The sequence below is a fragment of the Bacillus sp. FJAT-52991 genome (assembly GCF_037201805.1).
Lineage (GTDB): Bacteria > Bacillota > Bacilli > Bacillales > Domibacillaceae > Bacillus_CE > Bacillus_CE kandeliae.
The window spans coordinates 776,210-793,867 of the sequence record NZ_CP147404.1 but is presented as its reverse complement, the minus strand read 5'-3'; the positions used below and the strand labels follow the sequence as shown (position 1 = coordinate 793,867).

The window sequence follows — 17,658 nt, the reverse complement described above, 5'->3', positions numbered from 1 at the left end:
CTCCTAAAATACTCTAAATAATAGTTGTATGCCATGATTAATAATAAGTAGTACTCCTATCCCTATACATACCCATGCCGCTCTGTTTGTTTTCTGTTTCCCTTTTTGCAGTATCACTCCTAAAATAACTAGGAATAATCCAATAACCACAATGATGATTGAAATAGTCATCATTGTTTCCGAACTTGGTATTGGTATAAATGAGGGAACTTGAAAATTAACTTCTATAGAATTCATAAAGTGTCACCCTCTTTTTATATATAAAGATCAGTCGCTTTTCCGTTATTATTCAAACCCATCCGTTGATCGGATCTTCCTTTATTCAAATAATTTATCCATAGTACTATCTAATATAAAATCAAATATTTCCAAATGATCATACATCAAGCTATCTTTTATACTAACGGTGTATAGCAGTGTGTTCATAACGGCATATGCTTTTTCTTTGTCAATTTTCAAAGTGAGATTGGCACAATGAATGGCTTCATCAAAAAATGATAAACTATCAAATTTCAATCCTTCCACTTTATCTTTTGGTAGCTTATTTAGAAAAGCTAGAAAGTCTGGGTTGCCAAAATCATAGAGAAAAGGCGAATGGTCATATTCCCTAAAAAGCCATTTTATAGCTTCTGCAAAACCATTCTTGCCAGGGTTACTGGCAACAATCTCTTTCCAGCCATTTTTTAATCTGTCCTGTACTCGTTCCAATGTTTCACAAAATAAATCTTCTTTGGATGAATACAATAAATAAAATGCGCCTGTCGATATTCCTATTTTCGTTACCAATTCTCCAACACTAGTTTTTTTATACCCATGTAACGCCCAGCTACGCTCGCATTCTATGCAGAGTTTATTTCTTAGTTGTTGTTTTTCTTCATCGGAAAAACCCTTTGGTCCTTTTGCCATGTTAACCTCCTCTTTATACTATGAATATTTTTATGATTTTATTCATAATTTAAATATACAACCTTTGGTATTTTTTGTCTAGGATAAATTGAAGTGAGTTTTAGACGGATGATGCTAGAAGCCTGCCAATCGTTGCATGAAACTACGCCATGTAATCAAAGAATATGGCCATATTCCAGATGATAAGAACTTGCAAAAGCAAAACTATATTCTTTTTTCATCAAGAGGGATATCTAAGTAAAAAAATATAATAATTTTAATCATAAAAATAATTAAACTGTGGATATTTGGTAAAAAGTGATATATTGGTACTAATGTTAACTATTTGGATTTCAAAGGGGATAGGTATATGAGGAGTTCCATACGTTATGCACTTTTTTCTATCATTTTAATAGGTTCATCAGCAGTTTTGACAGGTCCAGAAATGACAGTTGCTCACGAAATCAATCATCTAGGCGACAACGCTCATTTATCTTATGTAGATCAAGCCCCGCAAACAACAGCGACCATTAAACAAAGATTAGCAGATGTAGAGACATACAAATATTATTTGGATAAAGGAACTGACACTATTGGTGAACAAATGAAGCAAATGGACTTAGTCATTGTTGAGCCAATTGAAATGCAACAAAAGTATATTGATGCTGCGAGGAGTAATGGTACATTAATTTATGGTTACATTAATGCAATGGAAGCGGATAAGTGGAATGAAGAGTTTTATAGCCAATTAACCGAAGAAGATTTTTATAAAGACGAGCACGGCGAAAAAATGTATTTTGAAGAATGGGATTCTTATATGATGGATATGACCTCACCACATTATCAAGAAATTTTACTAGAGGAAATTCAAAAACAAGTGGTGCAAAAGGGATTAGACGGTGTATTTTTAGATACAGTCGGCAATATTGATTCCTATTTACCTGAACAAGAACAGGCAGAACAAAATGAAGCAATGAAAGCATTTATGCAAAAAATTAAACAGCAATATAATGGTTTATCTATTGCTCAAAATTGGGGCTTCCATACATTAGCAAACTATACAGCTCCTTATATCGATTTTATTATGTGGGAAGACTTCTCATATAATGTAGTTGGCGAAGATGAGTGGGCATTACACATGATTGAGCAATTGAAACAAGTAAGAAATGAGTACGGCACACAGGTTATGGCGGTTGGTTTTGATGATGAAGAACAAAGTCGTGAACTAGCTCTAAAACATCAATTCAAATTTTTATACAATCCTGAAGGCTCCTATTATAACAACTGGTAATAAACAAAAGCAGTGAGGTGTTATTGTAACACGATTATGCTACCTTGAGATTTAAATAAAAAAACACGTAAGGAGGAACAAAGAATTCAATTTTGTTCCTCCCATTTTTTACCCTACTTTTTTCACACCTTAATCACGAGCTGCCTACACCTTTAAAACCAGTTTCGCCACTGCTTCCACATGCGCAGTCATCGGAAACATATCCACAGGTTGAATATATTCAACGTTGTACAGCCCACTCAGTTGATTAATATCTTTGGCCAATGTCGATGGATTACATGAGACATAAATAAAACGTTTAGGTTTGATTTTTTTCAATGTGTCTAGAAACTTCTGGTCGCAGCCTGTACGTGGCGGATCGACGATGATCACATCGGGTTTCCATCCTTGCTTAAGCCATTTCGGCAGCCACTCTTCCGCTGTGCCCACTTCATATATGGCGTTCATATTGTACGTTTTCGCATTTTTTCTGGCATCATTAATCGATTCAGCGATGACATCCATGCCACGAATTTCCGCTGCCTCTTTGCCCACCCAAAGTCCGATCGTTCCGGAACCGCAATAAGCGTCAACAATTTTCTCTGTTCCAGTTAAAGCCGCTGCTTGTTTCACTTCATTGTAGAGTTTTGTTGTTTGCACAGGGTTCAATTGAAAAAAGGCTCTCGCAGATAGTTCGTATGTGTAATCTTCTAGCTGTTCTTCAATCGTTTCTTTGCCAGCTAATGTGACCGTTTTATCACCAAAAATTAAGGACGTTTTCTTCGGATTAATGTTGTGCATAATGGATGTGACTTCTGGTAGACGCTTTTGAATTTCATCCACAATCAATGCTTTTTTCGGCAATTCGTTCGTTGCGGTCACAAGCACGACTTGGATTTGCCCAGTCGAAATCCCTGCTCTTGTAACGATCGTTTTCACCGCACCTTGTTTTTTCTTTTCGTCATAAATAGAGACGTTCACATCTTGCAAAATGTTTTTTATGGTTATTAATACGTGATTGATGGCTGGCTGTTGGACATGGCAGTCAGGAATATCAATTAATTTATGCGAGTTTAAGCTATATAAACCTGCGACTACTTTTCCATCTTTGTTTCCCACTTGGAATTGGCTTTTGTTTCGGTAATTCCATGGATTGTCCATACCGATTGTTTCGCGAATATGAAGTGATTCAATCTCTAACTTCGTGTGCCGCTCAAGTGATTGGATTAAAATATCTCGTTTCTCTTTTAGCTGCTGATCGTACGATAAATGTTGCAGCTGACACCCTCCGCATTGCTCGTACACAGGGCATGGAGGAGTTGTCCGGTGCGGAGACGCTTGACGAATTTTTTTGATCCGACCTTCTGCAAATTTCGGATGAACCTTTGTTGCTTCGACGACAACTTCTTCCCCTGGTAAAGCACCTGGAACAAAGACAACTTGCCGTTTAAAATAACCAACACCTTCCCCATTAATGCCGATGCGTTTAATCGTTAACGGAAAGGTTTGTTTCAATTTAATTTTCATTTGATTTTGTTGCTTCATTATCATTAATCCTCATTTCACGAGTTTGCTTTTTATGTTTAGTATAACAAAAAATAGTCCCCTATAAGAAAGAGGGAATGGATTTGAGTAAAAAACAAAAAATCATATTAAGCAGTTCTTTGCTAGTCAGTGGTATTTTACTTGTTATTGTAATTATGCAGCACTTACATTTGAATTTGGTACATGAAGAACTGTTTTATTCAGAGGTGCAAGATCAACTAGTAGTGCTCGACGGATTGATTGAACACCAAAAAAAGAACAATTGGTCTGATCCTAACTTAGTGACAGTTCAGCTTGGGGACGTTTTAAATGGAATGGACGTTGCCATTAGCAGTGGAATATATACAAATTGGCTTGAGGAAGATGATCTGAGAGTGCTACGTCGCATAGAGATTGCGCTGCGCGAGTTTCCTCATGACGAATCATATGCGTTCAGTACAGTATCTCCAAAGGATCAAGAACGCTTTGAAGACTTGCGAAAGAAGCTCCGAAAAGCAGGGTTTGGCATGAGAATGACGCTTGATAACGATTGGGAGATGTTTATGGCTAGGTCTGAGGAACTAGCCAACTTGCTTACAAACCCTTCTTAAAAACGTTTGACTCCCACTACTATGTGGGAGTCAGACCTTTTATGATTTTTCTCGAGATTTCATATAATGATCTAAGCTCTCAAAGCGATAGCCTTTCTTTTTTAAATCTTTAATCACTTTTGGCAGCGCTTCGGCATTATCTTTTGAAACAGAATGCAATAGTAGCACGGCCCCTGGATGAATTTGTGCCATAATGTTGTCGTACGCATATTGCCATCCTCGTTGGTTATTTGTCTCCCAGTCCTTAAAGGCAAGCGACCACATTGCATGGGTGTAGCCTTCCTCTTTTGCCAACTTTAATGTTCGCTCACTCAAGATCCCTCTCGGCGGTCGCAAATATGGCATGTTTTTCTGTTTAGTTAGTCGGGCTGTTTCTTCTTTGACTAACCGAAGCTCTTCTCTTAACTTCTCATCAGTTACTTGTGTTAAATCAGGGTGGGTCCAAGAATGGTTGCCGATGATATGGCCCTCTTTATGCATTCTTTTGACTAGGTCTGGAGCACTTTTTAAATAATGGCCTGTGACGAAAAAAGCACCAGGCACCTTTTCTTTTTTCAACGTATCAAGAACGCTTTCTGTATAGCCATTTTCATAACCATTATCAAAGGTTAAATAGATGATTTTTTCATTCGGGCTCGCTTTATAAAATCCGCCGTATTTTTCAAGGAGCTCATCGTATTGTTTGCCCGCTTGTGCCGGTTGCTCGTCCTTTCCTTTTTGAAAGCCCCAATGGATCACTTGATTAGACATCGAAAAGGCGGTAGAGGCGAAGGTCATTAGGAACAGTGATACAAAGACGCCATATTTCAACCATTTCATACTCATCTTCCTTTACTCTTTTTCCTTAGTTTCAATCGAAAGTAGGAAAATATCCGTTCATTGCCGAGAAAGATTTGGTAAAGCGAAAAAGCAGTCGAAGTATATTCGACCGCTTTTTCATTTCAAACTTATTTAAATACTGGCTCTTTAAATTGAGCTAATTTTTCTAAAGAGGATTTATCAACGGATTCGTGAAGGCTGTTGCCATGTGAGTCCATTGTAACAACCGCTGTGAACCCTTCTACTTGTAGGTGCCACATTGCTTCTGGAATACCGAATTCCATTAAGTCAACACCTTCAACTGATTTAATACAATCTGCATAGTATTGAGCTGCACCACCGATGGCATTTAAGTAGACGCCACCATGTTCGTTAAGGGCTGCTAATGTTTTTGGTCCCATTCCACCTTTACCGATGACGGCACGGATACCAAATTTCTTCATGATATCTCCTTGATAAGGCTCCTCACGAATAGAAGTTGTTGGGCCAGCTGCTTTTACATGCCATTTTCCTTCTTCATCTTTCAACATAACCGGACCGCAATGGTAAATAACCTGACCGTTTAAATCTACAGGAGCATCGTGATCAGTTAAGTATTTATGGATCGCGTCACGACCTGTGTACATCATACCGTTAATTTGAACAACGTCCCCTACTTTTAACTCACGAATTTGCTCTTCTGTAATTGGTGCTTGTAAAGTGACTGTGCGGCTTTCAGATGGAGTTTCTTCTGCTGCTTCAGCTTGTTGATCAAATGTAATCTTTTCGCCATCTTGATATAACCACTCTTGAATTTCGCCTGTTTCAGGGTTGATTTGAACGCCTAAGCGACGGAATGCCCAACAGTTATAAGCAACAGAAACGAAGAAGCTAGCTGGCAAACGGTTGATGACACCAACTTTACAGCCAAGCAATGTCGTTTCACCACCAAAGCCCATTGTACCGATGCCAAGCTCATTCGCATGTTTCATGACATACTCTTCTAGTTTGCGAAGATCTTCATTTGGATTCACATCTTCTACATCACGGAAAAGCTGTTCTTTCGCTAATTCGTAACCAGTTGTGCGATCACCACCGACACCAACGCCGATGAAACCAGCGCTACAACCTTGTCCTTGTGCTTGATAAACAGAATGCATAATACATTTACGAATTCCATCAAGGTCGCGGCCTGCTTTGCCTAACCCTTCTAATTCACAAGGTAAGCTGTATTGAATGTTTTTATTTTCACAGCCACCACCTTTTAAAATAAGGCGTGCATCAATATAATCTTTTTCCCATTGTTCAAATTTAATAACCGGTGTTCCAGCACCTAAGTTATTCCCACTATTTTCCCCTGTTAATGAGTCAACGGAGTTTGGACGAAGTTTTCCATCTTTTGTTGCGCGAATCATCGCCTCATAAATCGCTTCTTTAATGACAAGCTGATTTACTCCCACTGGCGTTTTCACTTTAAACGTCGGCATACCCGTATCTTGGCAAATTGGAGAAATGTTTTCATCTGCCATTTGGATATTGTTTGTAATCGTGTCGAGACTCATCGCTGCACGCGTACCTGCGTTTTCACGAAGTTTCGCAGCCTTGACCGCGCGGCGAACGTCCTTTGGTAAATTAGTGGATGTTTCTACAACTAACTGGTACATGCTTTCCTGAAATTGCTCAAGATTCATTATTATTCCCCTTCCCACTTACCTTTATGTATAAGACTCAATATTTCTATTATAACGCTGAACAATTTCGTTTGAAAGAGATTAAATTTAACAAAAAAAAGTGCCAGAATGATTCCCGGCACTTTCTTGCATAAGCTTTATCCCGCATTAACGGGCTGTAAGATCCCTACCTCAACAAAGCAGAAAGAGCACCGACGTATAGGTAAGGAAACGCCCGATCTGTTTAACTAACAATCAGTAGGGATGAAGAACCTCCCCTCTACTGATTGAAGTTCCACTTTATCTGCTTTTAAATTGTTCGCATTTCACTTCAATATCATCGATCATTTCTAGGAGGCGATCGACATCTTCTAATTCTGTTTCAGCGGGATCAATGGAATCCAACACTTCTAAAAATATATTTAATCGCTCCTTTAAATAGGTGATTTGCGATTCTTTATCATTAATTGGTTTCACGAGCAATGGCCCCTTTCTTTTTTCCACAGTTAAATGGTAGCCGATCACGAAGTCAATTTCAACGATTTTCGGATATTAACGAACGGATTGATAGCTAAATGAAAGATGGTTTTTGATCGGAATCCAAGCGGTCACTCTTTTCGATGTAACATTTTTAACAACAATCGCTCGATTCCATCCCGATATGACTAAATACACTTCCCCGAACGTCACTACCCCTTTTTCATGGATCGCAGGAGCAAAAGAATGTAAGTACCCAGCCGTTTTCGGTGCGACGTTGTAAATATCATTTTGTTTCGTGCCATTTCCAACAACAGTTGAGTAGGCCAGCGGGAGCTTTGTTTTCTGTATAGCTGATTTTAGCACCATCTCTTGTACCTCATCTGCTCGCGGTACTTTGGCCGATAACCCTCCTTTGATGATTTTATACGCTTCTTGCACATAATGCATTTGGTAAGTATTTTTCCCGCCACGGTTATCATAAAAATTGGTATTAATTTTTTGATATTCCCAATTTGGATTTGTTTCTTCTGAATGGTAGGAAAGCGGCCACTCTCCAAGATAAACTGTCGCTCTCACTCCGAAAGCGAAAGGCGATTTATTCACATCCGTTTCATTGAGCATACGAATAAACTTAGGATTCGTAATCTTTGCCTTAGATGTGCTAAGTAATTCCTTCGTTAGCTCTGTAGGCTGTAGGTCAGATATTTCCTGTTCCTCATTTAAAAACGTGTTCTCCTTCGTAATATCTTTTACCGAAGAAGGAATTTGAAAAGGTTGTTTTGCCGAAGCGGAATGGATCCCACTAAGCATAAGAACAATTACTATAGATAAAAGCAAACGGATGAATTTCATGATGTCATTTCCTCCAAGCCTTCTTTTTCTATAGTTTGTACCCGCGGGTTCTCTTTATCCATTGAAATGAAGGACTGTACCGGGTGATTTTTTGGCAAAACCTAAAGCTAGTTGGCTGTTTTTTTGTATTATAGAAACTTCTTCGATCTTGTGTGCAGTTTATACTTGTGACTGATTGTTGACTCAGAGCGACTGATTTTTTCTCTTTCCCGACTAATTATAAGCAAATGGCGACTGATTACACTGCAGAACCGACTAATTAGGCCATCACTACGACTGATCGTGCTCCTGGGCGGCGTATTCGATTTTCAGCAAACCAATAAAAAAAGCTGCACCAGGCAGATGGGATAATCCGCTCGATGCAGCTTTTTATTCATTTATAGTAAGTAAAATCCAATGCCCATGATAAAGTAGGCAGCCAGTAAAGTGAGGCCTTCAAACCAGTTCGTTTCTCCGTCGTTTGAGATGACAATCGCTAAAAAGACAGCTGTGACCATGGAGACAAGCTCTGGAATTGTGAATACTAATGGCATTGGTTCAACAAATAATAAAGACAATAACACGAGCAGTGGGGCGACAAACATAGCAATTTGCAAAGTGGAGCCGATAGCAATTTCAACGGCAACGTCCATTTTATTTTTCATCGCCATTAAAATAGCTGAAGCGTGTTCTGCAGCGTTACCAACGATGGCAACAATAATGACCCCAATAAACAATTCAGACCATCCAAAGCTTTCGCCGACTGCTTCAAATGTATGTACGAGACCTTCAGATACGTAAGCAACCGCAATAGTAGCAGCAAACAAAATGCCAATTGCCTTCTTTCTTGACCATTCCGGTTCCTCATGGTCAGCCTCCACATTTTCATCTTGTGAAACATATACCCCGCGATGAGTCACTAATTTAAAGAACAAGGCCGCTAAATATAACACAATTAATATAATTGAGACCCCAATACTTAATGAAATGGTCTTTGTATCATTCATATTCATAGCAAAGATCTCTGGAATGACAAAAGCTACAATGACGGCAAACATTAATAATCCTGAGTTATGGCGAGCGTCGTGAACATTGAATGTTTGGCGCTTATATTTCACTCCACCTAAAAAGAAAGAGAGTCCAGCAACTAATAATAAGTTTCCTAAAACAGAGCCTGTCAATGAAGCAAGTACCACTTCAACTAAGCCTTCTTTCAACGCAAAAATTGAAATGATCAGCTCCACCGCATTTCCAAAAGTAGCATTTAACAATCCACCAATTCGCGGACCGGCGACAATAGCTAAACTTTCTGTTGCTCTTCCCATATAACTAGATAAGGCAATAATCGTCAAACAGTAAATCCCAAACATCAAAATGCTTGACCAATGTAGTACAGATCCTGCTACAGACAATGGTACCCCAAGTAAGACCATGATTCCAAATATTTTACCCATTCGCGGACCTCTCTTCCGTTATAAATTAGTGACAATTACAACTCTGCTCTACTCTCTTTCTGTGAAAAATATATTTCCCTCCCCCTCGCTATTGTATTCTTTTTCATTTTAACTGATGAAATGAAACTTCAATCAGTGGGGAGGTCTTACAGCCCGTTAATGCGGGATAAAAAAGCGACTTGAAAACACATGATTTATCCTTTCTTTTTCAATTGCCCTATGTTAAGATGTTCTTAATTATAATAATTTTAAAATGAAAATCAGTTGTTTATTTCAAAAAAATGCTTGTACTAAAGGTTTTGATAACGATTTTCACTATCTTTTATGATGAAGAATGTGATTATTATTATCATTTAATTAAACAAATTATCATTTAAGGAGGTTTTAATATGGATGCACAAGTAAAAGCTTTGTCTAATTCAACAGAACAAGCGATTTGGCTTAAGAAAATACTGCCACATGCAGAATTAATTGCCGCCCTATTTAGCGGCGTACTGATTTTAACTGGGTGGCTGTTCGATCATAACGAGATTCACACCGCAGCAATTGTCAGCTATGTAGCAGCCTTTATTATCGGCGGTTTTTCCAAAGCAAAAGAAGGCATTGAAGCAACCATTGAAGAGAAAGAATTAAACGTTGAGATGCTAATGATTTTTGCCGCAGTCGGTTCGGCCATCATCGGCTATTGGACAGAAGGTGCCATCCTTATTTTTATTTTTGCCGTAAGTGGCGCACTTGAAACGTATACGATGAATAAAAGTCAGAAAGAAATTTCCGCGTTAATGGAGATTCAGCCTGAAGAAGCTTTACGAGTAATCGATGGATCAGAAGAGCGTGTTCATATATCGGAGCTAGCCCTTGATGATATCATTCTTGTTAAACCAGGTGAGCGAATTCCAGCTGATGGCATGATCACAAAAGGGCGAACTTCAATCGATGAAGCAGCCATTACGGGTGAATCGATCCCTGTATCAAAAGAAGTAGATGGTGAGGTATTTGCAGGAACGGTCAATATTACTGGCTCCATTTACATTAAAGTGACAAAGAAATCGACGGAAAGCTTGTTCCAAAAGATCATTCAACTCGTGCAATCTGCTCAAAGTGAAAAACCACCTTCTCAACAATTTATCGAAAAATTTGAAGGTACGTATGTAAAAGTGGTGCTAGCCGTCGTCTTCTTAATGATGTTTGTCCCTCATTATGCGCTTGGCTGGAGTTGGAATGAAACATTTTACCGGGCGATGGTTCTACTGGTAGTCGCTTCACCATGTGCCCTCGTCTCCTCCATTATGCCGGCGACGTTATCAGCCATTTCAAATGGAGCCCGTCACGGCATTCTATTCAAAGGTGGCGTACACTTAGAAAACTTAAGCCATTTAAAGGCTATTGCCTTTGATAAAACAGGTACGTTAACGAGAGGAAAACCAGAAGTAACTGATGTGATTGTTCGCGAGGATCTCGATCAAACGGAGCTATTAACAGTAGCCGCTTCAATCGAAAGTCAATCGAATCATCCACTTGCTCAAGCCGTCGTTCGCTACGCTCAAAAGCAGCAAATTGCTTTTTCTTCCCCTGATCATTTAGAGGATGTTGCTGGCTGGGGCGTGAAAGGACAAGTGAACGGCAAGGAATGGAAAATTGGAAAAGCGGACTTTGTTGGACGTGAAGAAGCCTTTGCTTTTGCTTCTGGTCAAGCGAAAGAGCTGGCTGCTACAGGAAAAACCACGGTGTTTATGGCAGATGAACATGGGGTCGCAGCTGTCATTGCTTTAAAGGATTTAATCCGAGAAGAAACGAAGCTCGCATTAGATCTGCTTCGTCAAGAAGGCATTTATACGATTATGCTTACGGGCGACAACGAAAAAACGGCGAAAGCCATTGCAGAAGAAGCTCACTTAGATAGTTTTATCGCCGAATGTTTACCAGAGCATAAAGTAGAACACTTGAAAAAGCTCATCGAAAAACATGGAACCGTTGCTATGGTTGGAGACGGAATTAACGATGCACCAGCCCTCGCTACAGCTAATATCGGCATCGCGATGGGCGAAGGCTCAGACGTTGCCTTAGAAACAGCCGATATCGTGTTAATGAAAAATGACTTACCTAAAATCGCTGAAGCCATTCGTCTTTCCAAAAAAATGAAACGAATCGTCAAGCAAAATGTGATCTTTTCCATTTCCGTGATCACGCTACTCATTATCTCGAATTTCTTCCAAGTACTTGACTTGCCATACGGCGTGATCGGTCACGAAGGAAGTACGATCCTTGTCATTCTAAACGGATTGCGATTGTTGAAATAACAAACTCAAATAAGGAAAGCACCATTTTATCTTTTTTAAACGGTGCTTTCCTTATATTATTTTTTAATTCATTATCAAAGTTATTATTATTAGTGATGCTTGTCTTTATAATTGGGAACGTTCTAACTAAATGGATCGCTTTTTAAGTTATCATATTCAAACATTCATTTAATATGAGAGGGAGTAATATGCTCTAACCATAGAATTCCATCGTATTGTTGATTTGGAATCATGATTTCATCTACAAACCCCCAATACTTCCCTTTAATTGGTGAAAACATCCAAGACGTTCCTGGGTGATTCTTCTCACCTTTTAAATTGACGAAAACCTGTGGATGCTGACCAGCTTTCAATATCTCCTCAATACTATTTGCTTCATGCTTCTCACTCACAGGGAAAACACTTTGATTATCACTACCTAAACTACTTCCACTATACGCAAACACACCAATTGAGTACATCTGATCTTTTATAAAGTCTGGAATGAAGTCTATCATATTAGGTCCTGCATACCCATCAGTATTTGTAAAATCTTGAATCATTTTAGAATTCTGTTTTCGAATATGATAATTATGGCCCCACACTATTATTTTTTCGTTTTTAAATTGTTCTTCACTGAGCCATAATAAATTTTCTGCCATTTTTTGATCTCGTAAATAAAATGGAATATCAGTAACATTTTCAGGTGGAATTCCACTCATAATTTTTTTATCATTTTCAATATATGTGTTAATCGTATCAATTCGAATATTTATTGTTTGTTCTAAGAGATTCACATCATATGACTTTGAAGGGGCAACTTGAAGTAATTCTGCCTTGTGATGCTGAACAAACTCTTTTACTCTTTCATATTTATCCAATACAGGTTGTTTTTTTTCTTTAAATACTTCATAGGAAGGGGCATCCCGCAATTCAACTATTTCGCTTTCTGCTTCTTGAATGACATTGGCGATTTCAGGATTCACTTTTCCTATCCATTCTTTTGCAAAAGACGCAAAAGGTGCAGTAGAAGAGTTCCACGGTACTTGCATGTCAAATCCCGTTAAAATGAGAGGATCCCCTTTTTCTTTTTGTTCTTTCATATACTGAAACAATTCTTCTACTTCTTCTGTGAACCATACACCATAAATGGCTTGTTTCATCGCTTGCTCTGCCGTCAAATTATCAAGATTTTGATAGACTGCATTTGTTTCAGCAAAACCTGCCTCGAAAGCCAGAACATCATAATCGAGCTCTTCATGTAAATATTTAATCATACGAATCTTAGATTGATTCATTTCAGTTGAACCATGAGTTGACTCACCAAGCAGTACAATTCGATTATCCTTTAACGTCTGTTGTAAGAATGTTAAATCCTCTGTTGACGTGTCGGTCGGAGCATTTAATCTTTTGGCATGTTCTCCTACCCACTCTTGCCAATTTTGACGAGCCAGCTTTTCATGTAAATATTTAATCCTATTATCTTTAGATTGATGCATGGTTGTCATACCACTTAGTACAGTTTGTTTATCCTTTAACGTCTGTTGTAAAAATAGTAACTCCTCTGCGGATGTGTCGATCGGAGCATTTAATTTTTTGGCTTGTTCTTCTACCGACTCTTGCCAATTTTGATGAGCCACCGATGGTTCTTCAGCGGATGTTGTAGTTGCAAAAGTAGTAAGTGCAAACAAAGATGTAACCATACCTATTTTCCATTTTGAAAACATATGTACCCTCCTCTTTTTTAACCAGCATTATATAATGTAAGTAAAAACCATATTAGTATCATTTTACTATATTGATATGTTATGAGTACAGTAAATTCTGATAAATCAACCGATGAAATTAAAAGAAGATGACTCTGTTCATACAGAAATCATCTTCTTAGCCTTTTTTAAATATTCTTTATATAGAAGACACTTTAGAAAAAAACGTTGCTTTTTTACTTCGTTGATTGGATCTTGCTATTTCTGAATGCGTTAATTTCACCGCCAATTAAAATGACAAAGGCCGTTAAATAGAACCAAATCATCATAATGATGATCCCCCCGATACTTCCATAAGTAGCGGAGTAATTACCAAAATTATTCACATAAAAAGAAAAGCCAAAAGAGGCGACAATCCAACCTAACGTGGCAAAAGCAGCTCCAGGAATCACCGACCGCAGCTTCACTTTTAAGCTTGGAGCAAAATAATACAGCCCTACAAATACACTAAATATGAGAATTGGGGAAACAGACCATCTCACCCAATCCCATAGAACAACTAATTCTTCAGGGACGTTTAAATATCCAGACGCCAACAAACCAAGCTGCCGGCCAAAGACTTGCAATACTAAAGCGACAGTTACAATTAAAATAAAACCGAATGTTAATAAAACAGAGATTCCCCGATTGGTATAAAAAGGTCTAGTCTCTTCCACACTATATGCTTGGTTTAGCCCTTTAATAATTGCGTTCATCCCATTAGAGGCGGACCAAATCGTCCCAATAATCCCAAATGACAAAAGGCCGCCACTGCGAGTCTCTAGCACTCCCTCTACTATTTCTTGGATCATGCTTATTGTCTGCTCTGGGGCAAAATCTTCAATTAGCGCGAATACATCATCAGTTGTGATCGGCAAAAAAGCAAGTAATGTTGTAGTAAAAATCATCAACGGAAAAATAGACAACAAAAAAAAGTAGGCCATTTGAGCAGCGGTGCCAGCGATATCCGACTCTTTAAAGCGCCCAATCAGATAGGTCACGATTGGTTTCTGTTTCTCTATAATGACCCTCAATCCATCACCCCCATTTATTTTGAAGTAGATGAATCAGATGCAGATAACGGCTCCTCTTCATCAGGAAGAAATGTCGTTTTTGTCTCTCCCACTAATTCTTTTACTTGGGGTGTTAATTCTTTCAAACTGCTTACCTTATCACGAATAAACCCGATATCTTCATTAACCTGTTCATATGTTTCTTTCGCGAGATTGATGATATCCTTTGAAGAATCGACAAGTTGTTCTCGATTTTTCACTAATTCACATACACGCTTGCCACATGCATTCATTTCCTCTCTCGTCTTTCGATCGGTGAGACTAATCGCTCCTCCGACTACGGCACCGATCACTACTCCAGCAACAAATTTCATTTTCCCCATGTTAATCATCCCTTCTCGACAATATATGTACTTTATTTATTTTCATTATAAATGTTGCTCTTGTTTAATTAATTGTAAAAGGGCTAGATTTCCCTTTTCGATTAGCTCGTAAACCTCTTCAAAGTTCCCAGTAAAATAAGGATCTGGCACATCTTTCATCTTCACTTCTTTGACTAAGTCAGGAAGTTGAATGACTGGACCTTTCCTCTTTGAAGCTATTTTTCTATAAATATTTTTGACATTTTCACTATCCATAGCCACAATATAATGAAAATGGTCACTATCTTCAACCTGTAACTGTCTAGCTTTTAACCCTTCACTACTCACTTTATACTTTTTTAAAATCGCTAGCGTGCCTTCATGTGGAGATTCTCCGATATGCCAATGACTTGTTCCAGCAGAGTCTACTTCAATGACATCGTCTAATTTTTCCCGTAGTACTAAATCTCGAAACATCGCTTCAGCCATAGGTGAACGGCAAATGTTTCCGAGACAGACAAATAACACTCGAATCATTTTCCCACCTTCTTATATAAGAATAACATATACATATTCTCCATCTTATAACAAATCCCCCTTCATTTCACCTAATAAAATCTATTTTTGACAAAGCAAAAACAAGCTGATTCTCGATTTCCATTTGTTTTTTTAACAAAAATTACATGTTTTCTTATTTTTCTTCACATAATATCTAGTTTTTTCAGAATATTCTTATATAATAAAAAAAAAGGGGGGAGAAAGCATGAATCAAGAAAAGCTTCTTGAAGTGTTGAAAGATATTAGCGACATGATTTGGGGGCCGCCACTTCTTATATTATTAGTAGGTACAGGTATTTATTTAACGATTCGTCTCGGATTTTTACAATTGAAATTGCTCCCATATTCACTGAAGCTAGCTTTCAGTAAAAGTCAGGATCATCAATCTGAAGGGGATATTTCCCATTTCCAAGCACTAATGACCGCACTTGCTGCTACTGTTGGTACCGGTAACATTGTCGGGGTCGCCACTGCTGTGTTAATTGGTGGACCCGGAGCGATTTTTTGGATGTGGATGAGTGCCTTCTTTGGTATGGCTACGAAATATGCCGAAGCCGTTTTAGCGGTTAAATATCGTGTACAAGATGAAGACGGCGAAATGTCCGGTGGCCCAATGTATTATTTAGAACGAGGGTTAAATCAAAAATGGCTTGGTGTCATGTTTGCTGCATTCGGTGCCATGGCTGCCTTTGGAATTGGTAACCTTGTGCAGGCAAATTCCGTCGCAGGTGTTGTAGATTCCACTTTTAACATTCCGACGTGGGTCACAGGTGTAGCCCTTACTGTTTTCACTGCCTTAGTTCTTTTAGGCGGAATCAAAAGTATCGGAAAAGTGACTGCGTTTTTCGTACCCATTATGGCTCTATTTTATCTTGTGGCAGGTCTGATCGTCTTATTTATGAATATTAGTGAAATTCCAGCAGCCCTTGCTCTTATTTTCTCAGATGCCTTTACTGGGAATGCTGTGGCTGGTGGTGCGGTTGGTGCGGTCATTCGTTACGGGGTGGCACGAGGTGTTTTCTCGAATGAAGCTGGTCTCGGTTCTGCACCAATTGCGGCAGCAGCGGCAAAAACGGATATGCCAGCTCGACAAGCCCTTGTCTCTATGACACAAGTATTTATTGATACAATTTTAATTTGTTCCATTACAGGATTAACGATCGTTCTTGCAGGAAAATATGACACTGGTCTTGAAGGCAGCGAGCTGACAACGGCTTCCTTTGAAATGTTCCTTGGTTCAGCTGGTGCATATGTCGTTGCACTTGGCCTATTATTCTTTGCTTCATCTACGATCATTGGTTGGTCTTATTATGGAGAGAAATGTTTCTCTTATTTATTCAGCAAAAAGGTCGTTAAATACTATCGCATTGCTTTCGTTATAGCTGTCTTTGTGGGAGCAATTGCCAAACTGGATGTCGTTTGGGCATTTTCTGATATAATGAACGGCTTAATGGCCTTCCCTAACTTGATTGGAATTGTTGGCCTATCAGGCGTCGTCATTCACGAAACAAAGAACGTACTAAAAGCCATTAACGAAGAAAAAACCAAAAAACTAAGTGCCTAACTCGAAAAGCGGAAGGTGCCGTTTAGCGACGTATGAACTGGAATGATCCGCACGAGATAAAGGAAACACGATGAACACCAGTGAATCGATGTTGACTTATCGCAAGGAGGATCATGGAAGTTCACTAGTCGTTGGCGCCTGAAGCTAGACAAGAAAAGCGGAAGGTGCCGTTTAGCGACGTATGAACTGGAATGATCCGCACGAGATAAAGACCACGTTGACAAGAAGCTAAAATAATGAAATGATATGAACAAATGATTCGAGAGGATGAAGAGAACGGTGGATCTTTCTGTAAAGTCGTCTGAGAATATTGAGTTTATGATTGAGCAAATTACGACTAAGCTACGAATGGTAAATGTAGGGGCTATTAAGCCAGATCATTTTGGCGAAGCTTCTTATGAAGATTTAAGAGATCTTTATGAAATGGTTCAGCGAAAAAGTCATTTCAGTCCAAGTGAAATGCAAGCTATCGCAGAAGAGCTTGGAAATTTAAGAAAATAGACTGTTTAAAACACGCGTAATCACTATGTCGTTTATAAAAGTTTATTGGGCCTAATTCTTTGATTAGGTCCTTTTTCTATAAAACCATTAGACTAGATGAAAAACAATTCAAA

The 17,658-nt window shown here is 38.7% G+C and carries 17 protein-coding genes; 5 read left to right on the top strand and 12 right to left on the bottom strand.

What is annotated here, in order from left to right; translation table 11 throughout:
• Window positions 1-3: 3 nt before the first annotated feature.
• Complete coding sequence (locus WDJ61_RS04080) at window positions 4-237, bottom strand: hypothetical protein (RefSeq protein WP_338753356.1); 234 nt, start codon at window positions 235-237, stop codon at window positions 4-6.
• A gap of 81 nt (window positions 238-318) precedes the next feature.
• On the bottom strand, window positions 319-906 hold the full coding sequence (locus WDJ61_RS04075) for a TetR/AcrR family transcriptional regulator (protein ID WP_338753355.1): 588 nt from the start codon (window positions 904-906) through the stop codon (window positions 319-321).
• Window positions 907-1,255: 349 nt separating this feature from the next.
• Here WDJ61_RS04075 and WDJ61_RS04070 point away from each other — a divergent pair, with 349 nt between their 5' ends.
• Complete coding sequence (locus WDJ61_RS04070) at window positions 1,256-2,176, top strand: endo alpha-1,4 polygalactosaminidase (RefSeq protein WP_338753354.1); 921 nt, start codon at window positions 1,256-1,258, stop codon at window positions 2,174-2,176.
• Between the two features lie 144 nt (window positions 2,177-2,320).
• On the opposite strand, the gene rlmD is transcribed toward WDJ61_RS04070, so the two are convergent.
• Window positions 2,321-3,700 (bottom strand): 23S rRNA (uracil(1939)-C(5))-methyltransferase RlmD, encoded by a 1,380-nt coding sequence (rlmD, locus tag WDJ61_RS04065; RefSeq protein WP_338753353.1) that lies wholly within the window; start codon window positions 3,698-3,700, stop codon window positions 2,321-2,323.
• A gap of 83 nt (window positions 3,701-3,783) precedes the next feature.
• Here rlmD and WDJ61_RS04060 point away from each other — a divergent pair, with 83 nt between their 5' ends.
• Window positions 3,784-4,290, top strand: a complete 507-nt coding sequence (locus WDJ61_RS04060; RefSeq protein ID WP_338753351.1) for a hypothetical protein — start codon at window positions 3,784-3,786, stop codon at window positions 4,288-4,290.
• A 39-nt stretch (window positions 4,291-4,329) separates the two neighbouring features.
• Here the strand turns inward: WDJ61_RS04060 and pdaA are convergent, their stop codons facing one another.
• The 5 genes from pdaA to cax all read right to left on the bottom strand — a co-directional run bounded on the left by pdaA (window position 4,330) and on the right by cax (window position 9,523).
• The gene (gene pdaA, locus WDJ61_RS04055; protein WP_338754701.1) at window positions 4,330-5,109 is read right to left on the bottom strand and encodes a delta-lactam-biosynthetic de-N-acetylase; all 780 of its coding nucleotides are present in this window, start codon (window positions 5,107-5,109) and stop codon (window positions 4,330-4,332) included.
• Window positions 5,110-5,237: 128 nt separating this feature from the next.
• Complete coding sequence (locus tag WDJ61_RS04050; protein WP_338753349.1) at window positions 5,238-6,779, bottom strand: fumarate hydratase; 1,542 nt, start codon at window positions 6,777-6,779, stop codon at window positions 5,238-5,240.
• A 279-nt stretch (window positions 6,780-7,058) separates the two neighbouring features.
• Entirely contained in the window at window positions 7,059-7,235 is a 177-nt protein-coding gene (locus tag WDJ61_RS04045; protein WP_413789057.1) for an SE1561 family protein, read from the bottom strand.
• Window positions 7,236-7,310: 75 nt separating this feature from the next.
• Window positions 7,311-8,090 (bottom strand): YfkD family protein, encoded by a 780-nt coding sequence (locus WDJ61_RS04040; protein WP_338753348.1) that lies wholly within the window; start codon window positions 8,088-8,090, stop codon window positions 7,311-7,313.
• A 377-nt stretch (window positions 8,091-8,467) separates the two neighbouring features.
• Window positions 8,468-9,523, bottom strand: coding sequence for a calcium/proton exchanger (cax, locus tag WDJ61_RS04035; RefSeq protein WP_338753347.1), 1,056 nt, complete (start codon window positions 9,521-9,523; stop codon window positions 8,468-8,470).
• A gap of 389 nt (window positions 9,524-9,912) precedes the next feature.
• Here cax and WDJ61_RS04030 point away from each other — a divergent pair, with 389 nt between their 5' ends.
• On the top strand, window positions 9,913-11,823 hold the full coding sequence (locus WDJ61_RS04030; RefSeq protein ID WP_338753345.1) for a heavy metal translocating P-type ATPase: 1,911 nt from the start codon (window positions 9,913-9,915) through the stop codon (window positions 11,821-11,823).
• 164 nt (window positions 11,824-11,987) lie between these two features.
• Here WDJ61_RS04030 and WDJ61_RS04025 read toward each other — a convergent pair whose 3' ends face one another.
• The 4 genes from WDJ61_RS04025 to WDJ61_RS04010 all read right to left on the bottom strand — a co-directional run bounded on the left by WDJ61_RS04025 (window position 11,988) and on the right by WDJ61_RS04010 (window position 15,459).
• Window positions 11,988-13,529, bottom strand: a complete 1,542-nt coding sequence (locus WDJ61_RS04025) for an erythromycin esterase family protein (protein ID WP_413789056.1) — start codon at window positions 13,527-13,529, stop codon at window positions 11,988-11,990.
• 215 nt (window positions 13,530-13,744) lie between these two features.
• Entirely contained in the window at window positions 13,745-14,581 is an 837-nt protein-coding gene (locus tag WDJ61_RS04020) for a YihY/virulence factor BrkB family protein (RefSeq protein ID WP_338753343.1), read from the bottom strand.
• Window positions 14,582-14,595: 14 nt separating this feature from the next.
• Complete coding sequence (locus WDJ61_RS04015; RefSeq protein ID WP_338753342.1) at window positions 14,596-14,943, bottom strand: hypothetical protein; 348 nt, start codon at window positions 14,941-14,943, stop codon at window positions 14,596-14,598.
• Window positions 14,944-14,988: 45 nt separating this feature from the next.
• Complete coding sequence (locus WDJ61_RS04010) at window positions 14,989-15,459, bottom strand: low molecular weight protein-tyrosine-phosphatase (protein WP_338753340.1); 471 nt, start codon at window positions 15,457-15,459, stop codon at window positions 14,989-14,991.
• Between the two features lie 226 nt (window positions 15,460-15,685).
• Here WDJ61_RS04010 and WDJ61_RS04005 point away from each other — a divergent pair, with 226 nt between their 5' ends.
• Together WDJ61_RS04005 and WDJ61_RS04000 are read left to right on the top strand one after the other, a co-directional pair.
• Window positions 15,686-17,044 (top strand): sodium:alanine symporter family protein, encoded by a 1,359-nt coding sequence (locus WDJ61_RS04005; RefSeq protein ID WP_338753339.1) that lies wholly within the window; start codon window positions 15,686-15,688, stop codon window positions 17,042-17,044.
• Window positions 17,045-17,323: 279 nt separating this feature from the next.
• Window positions 17,324-17,545, top strand: a complete 222-nt coding sequence (locus WDJ61_RS04000) for a DUF1128 domain-containing protein (RefSeq protein WP_338753337.1) — start codon at window positions 17,324-17,326, stop codon at window positions 17,543-17,545.
• Window positions 17,546-17,658: the final 113 nt, after the last annotated feature.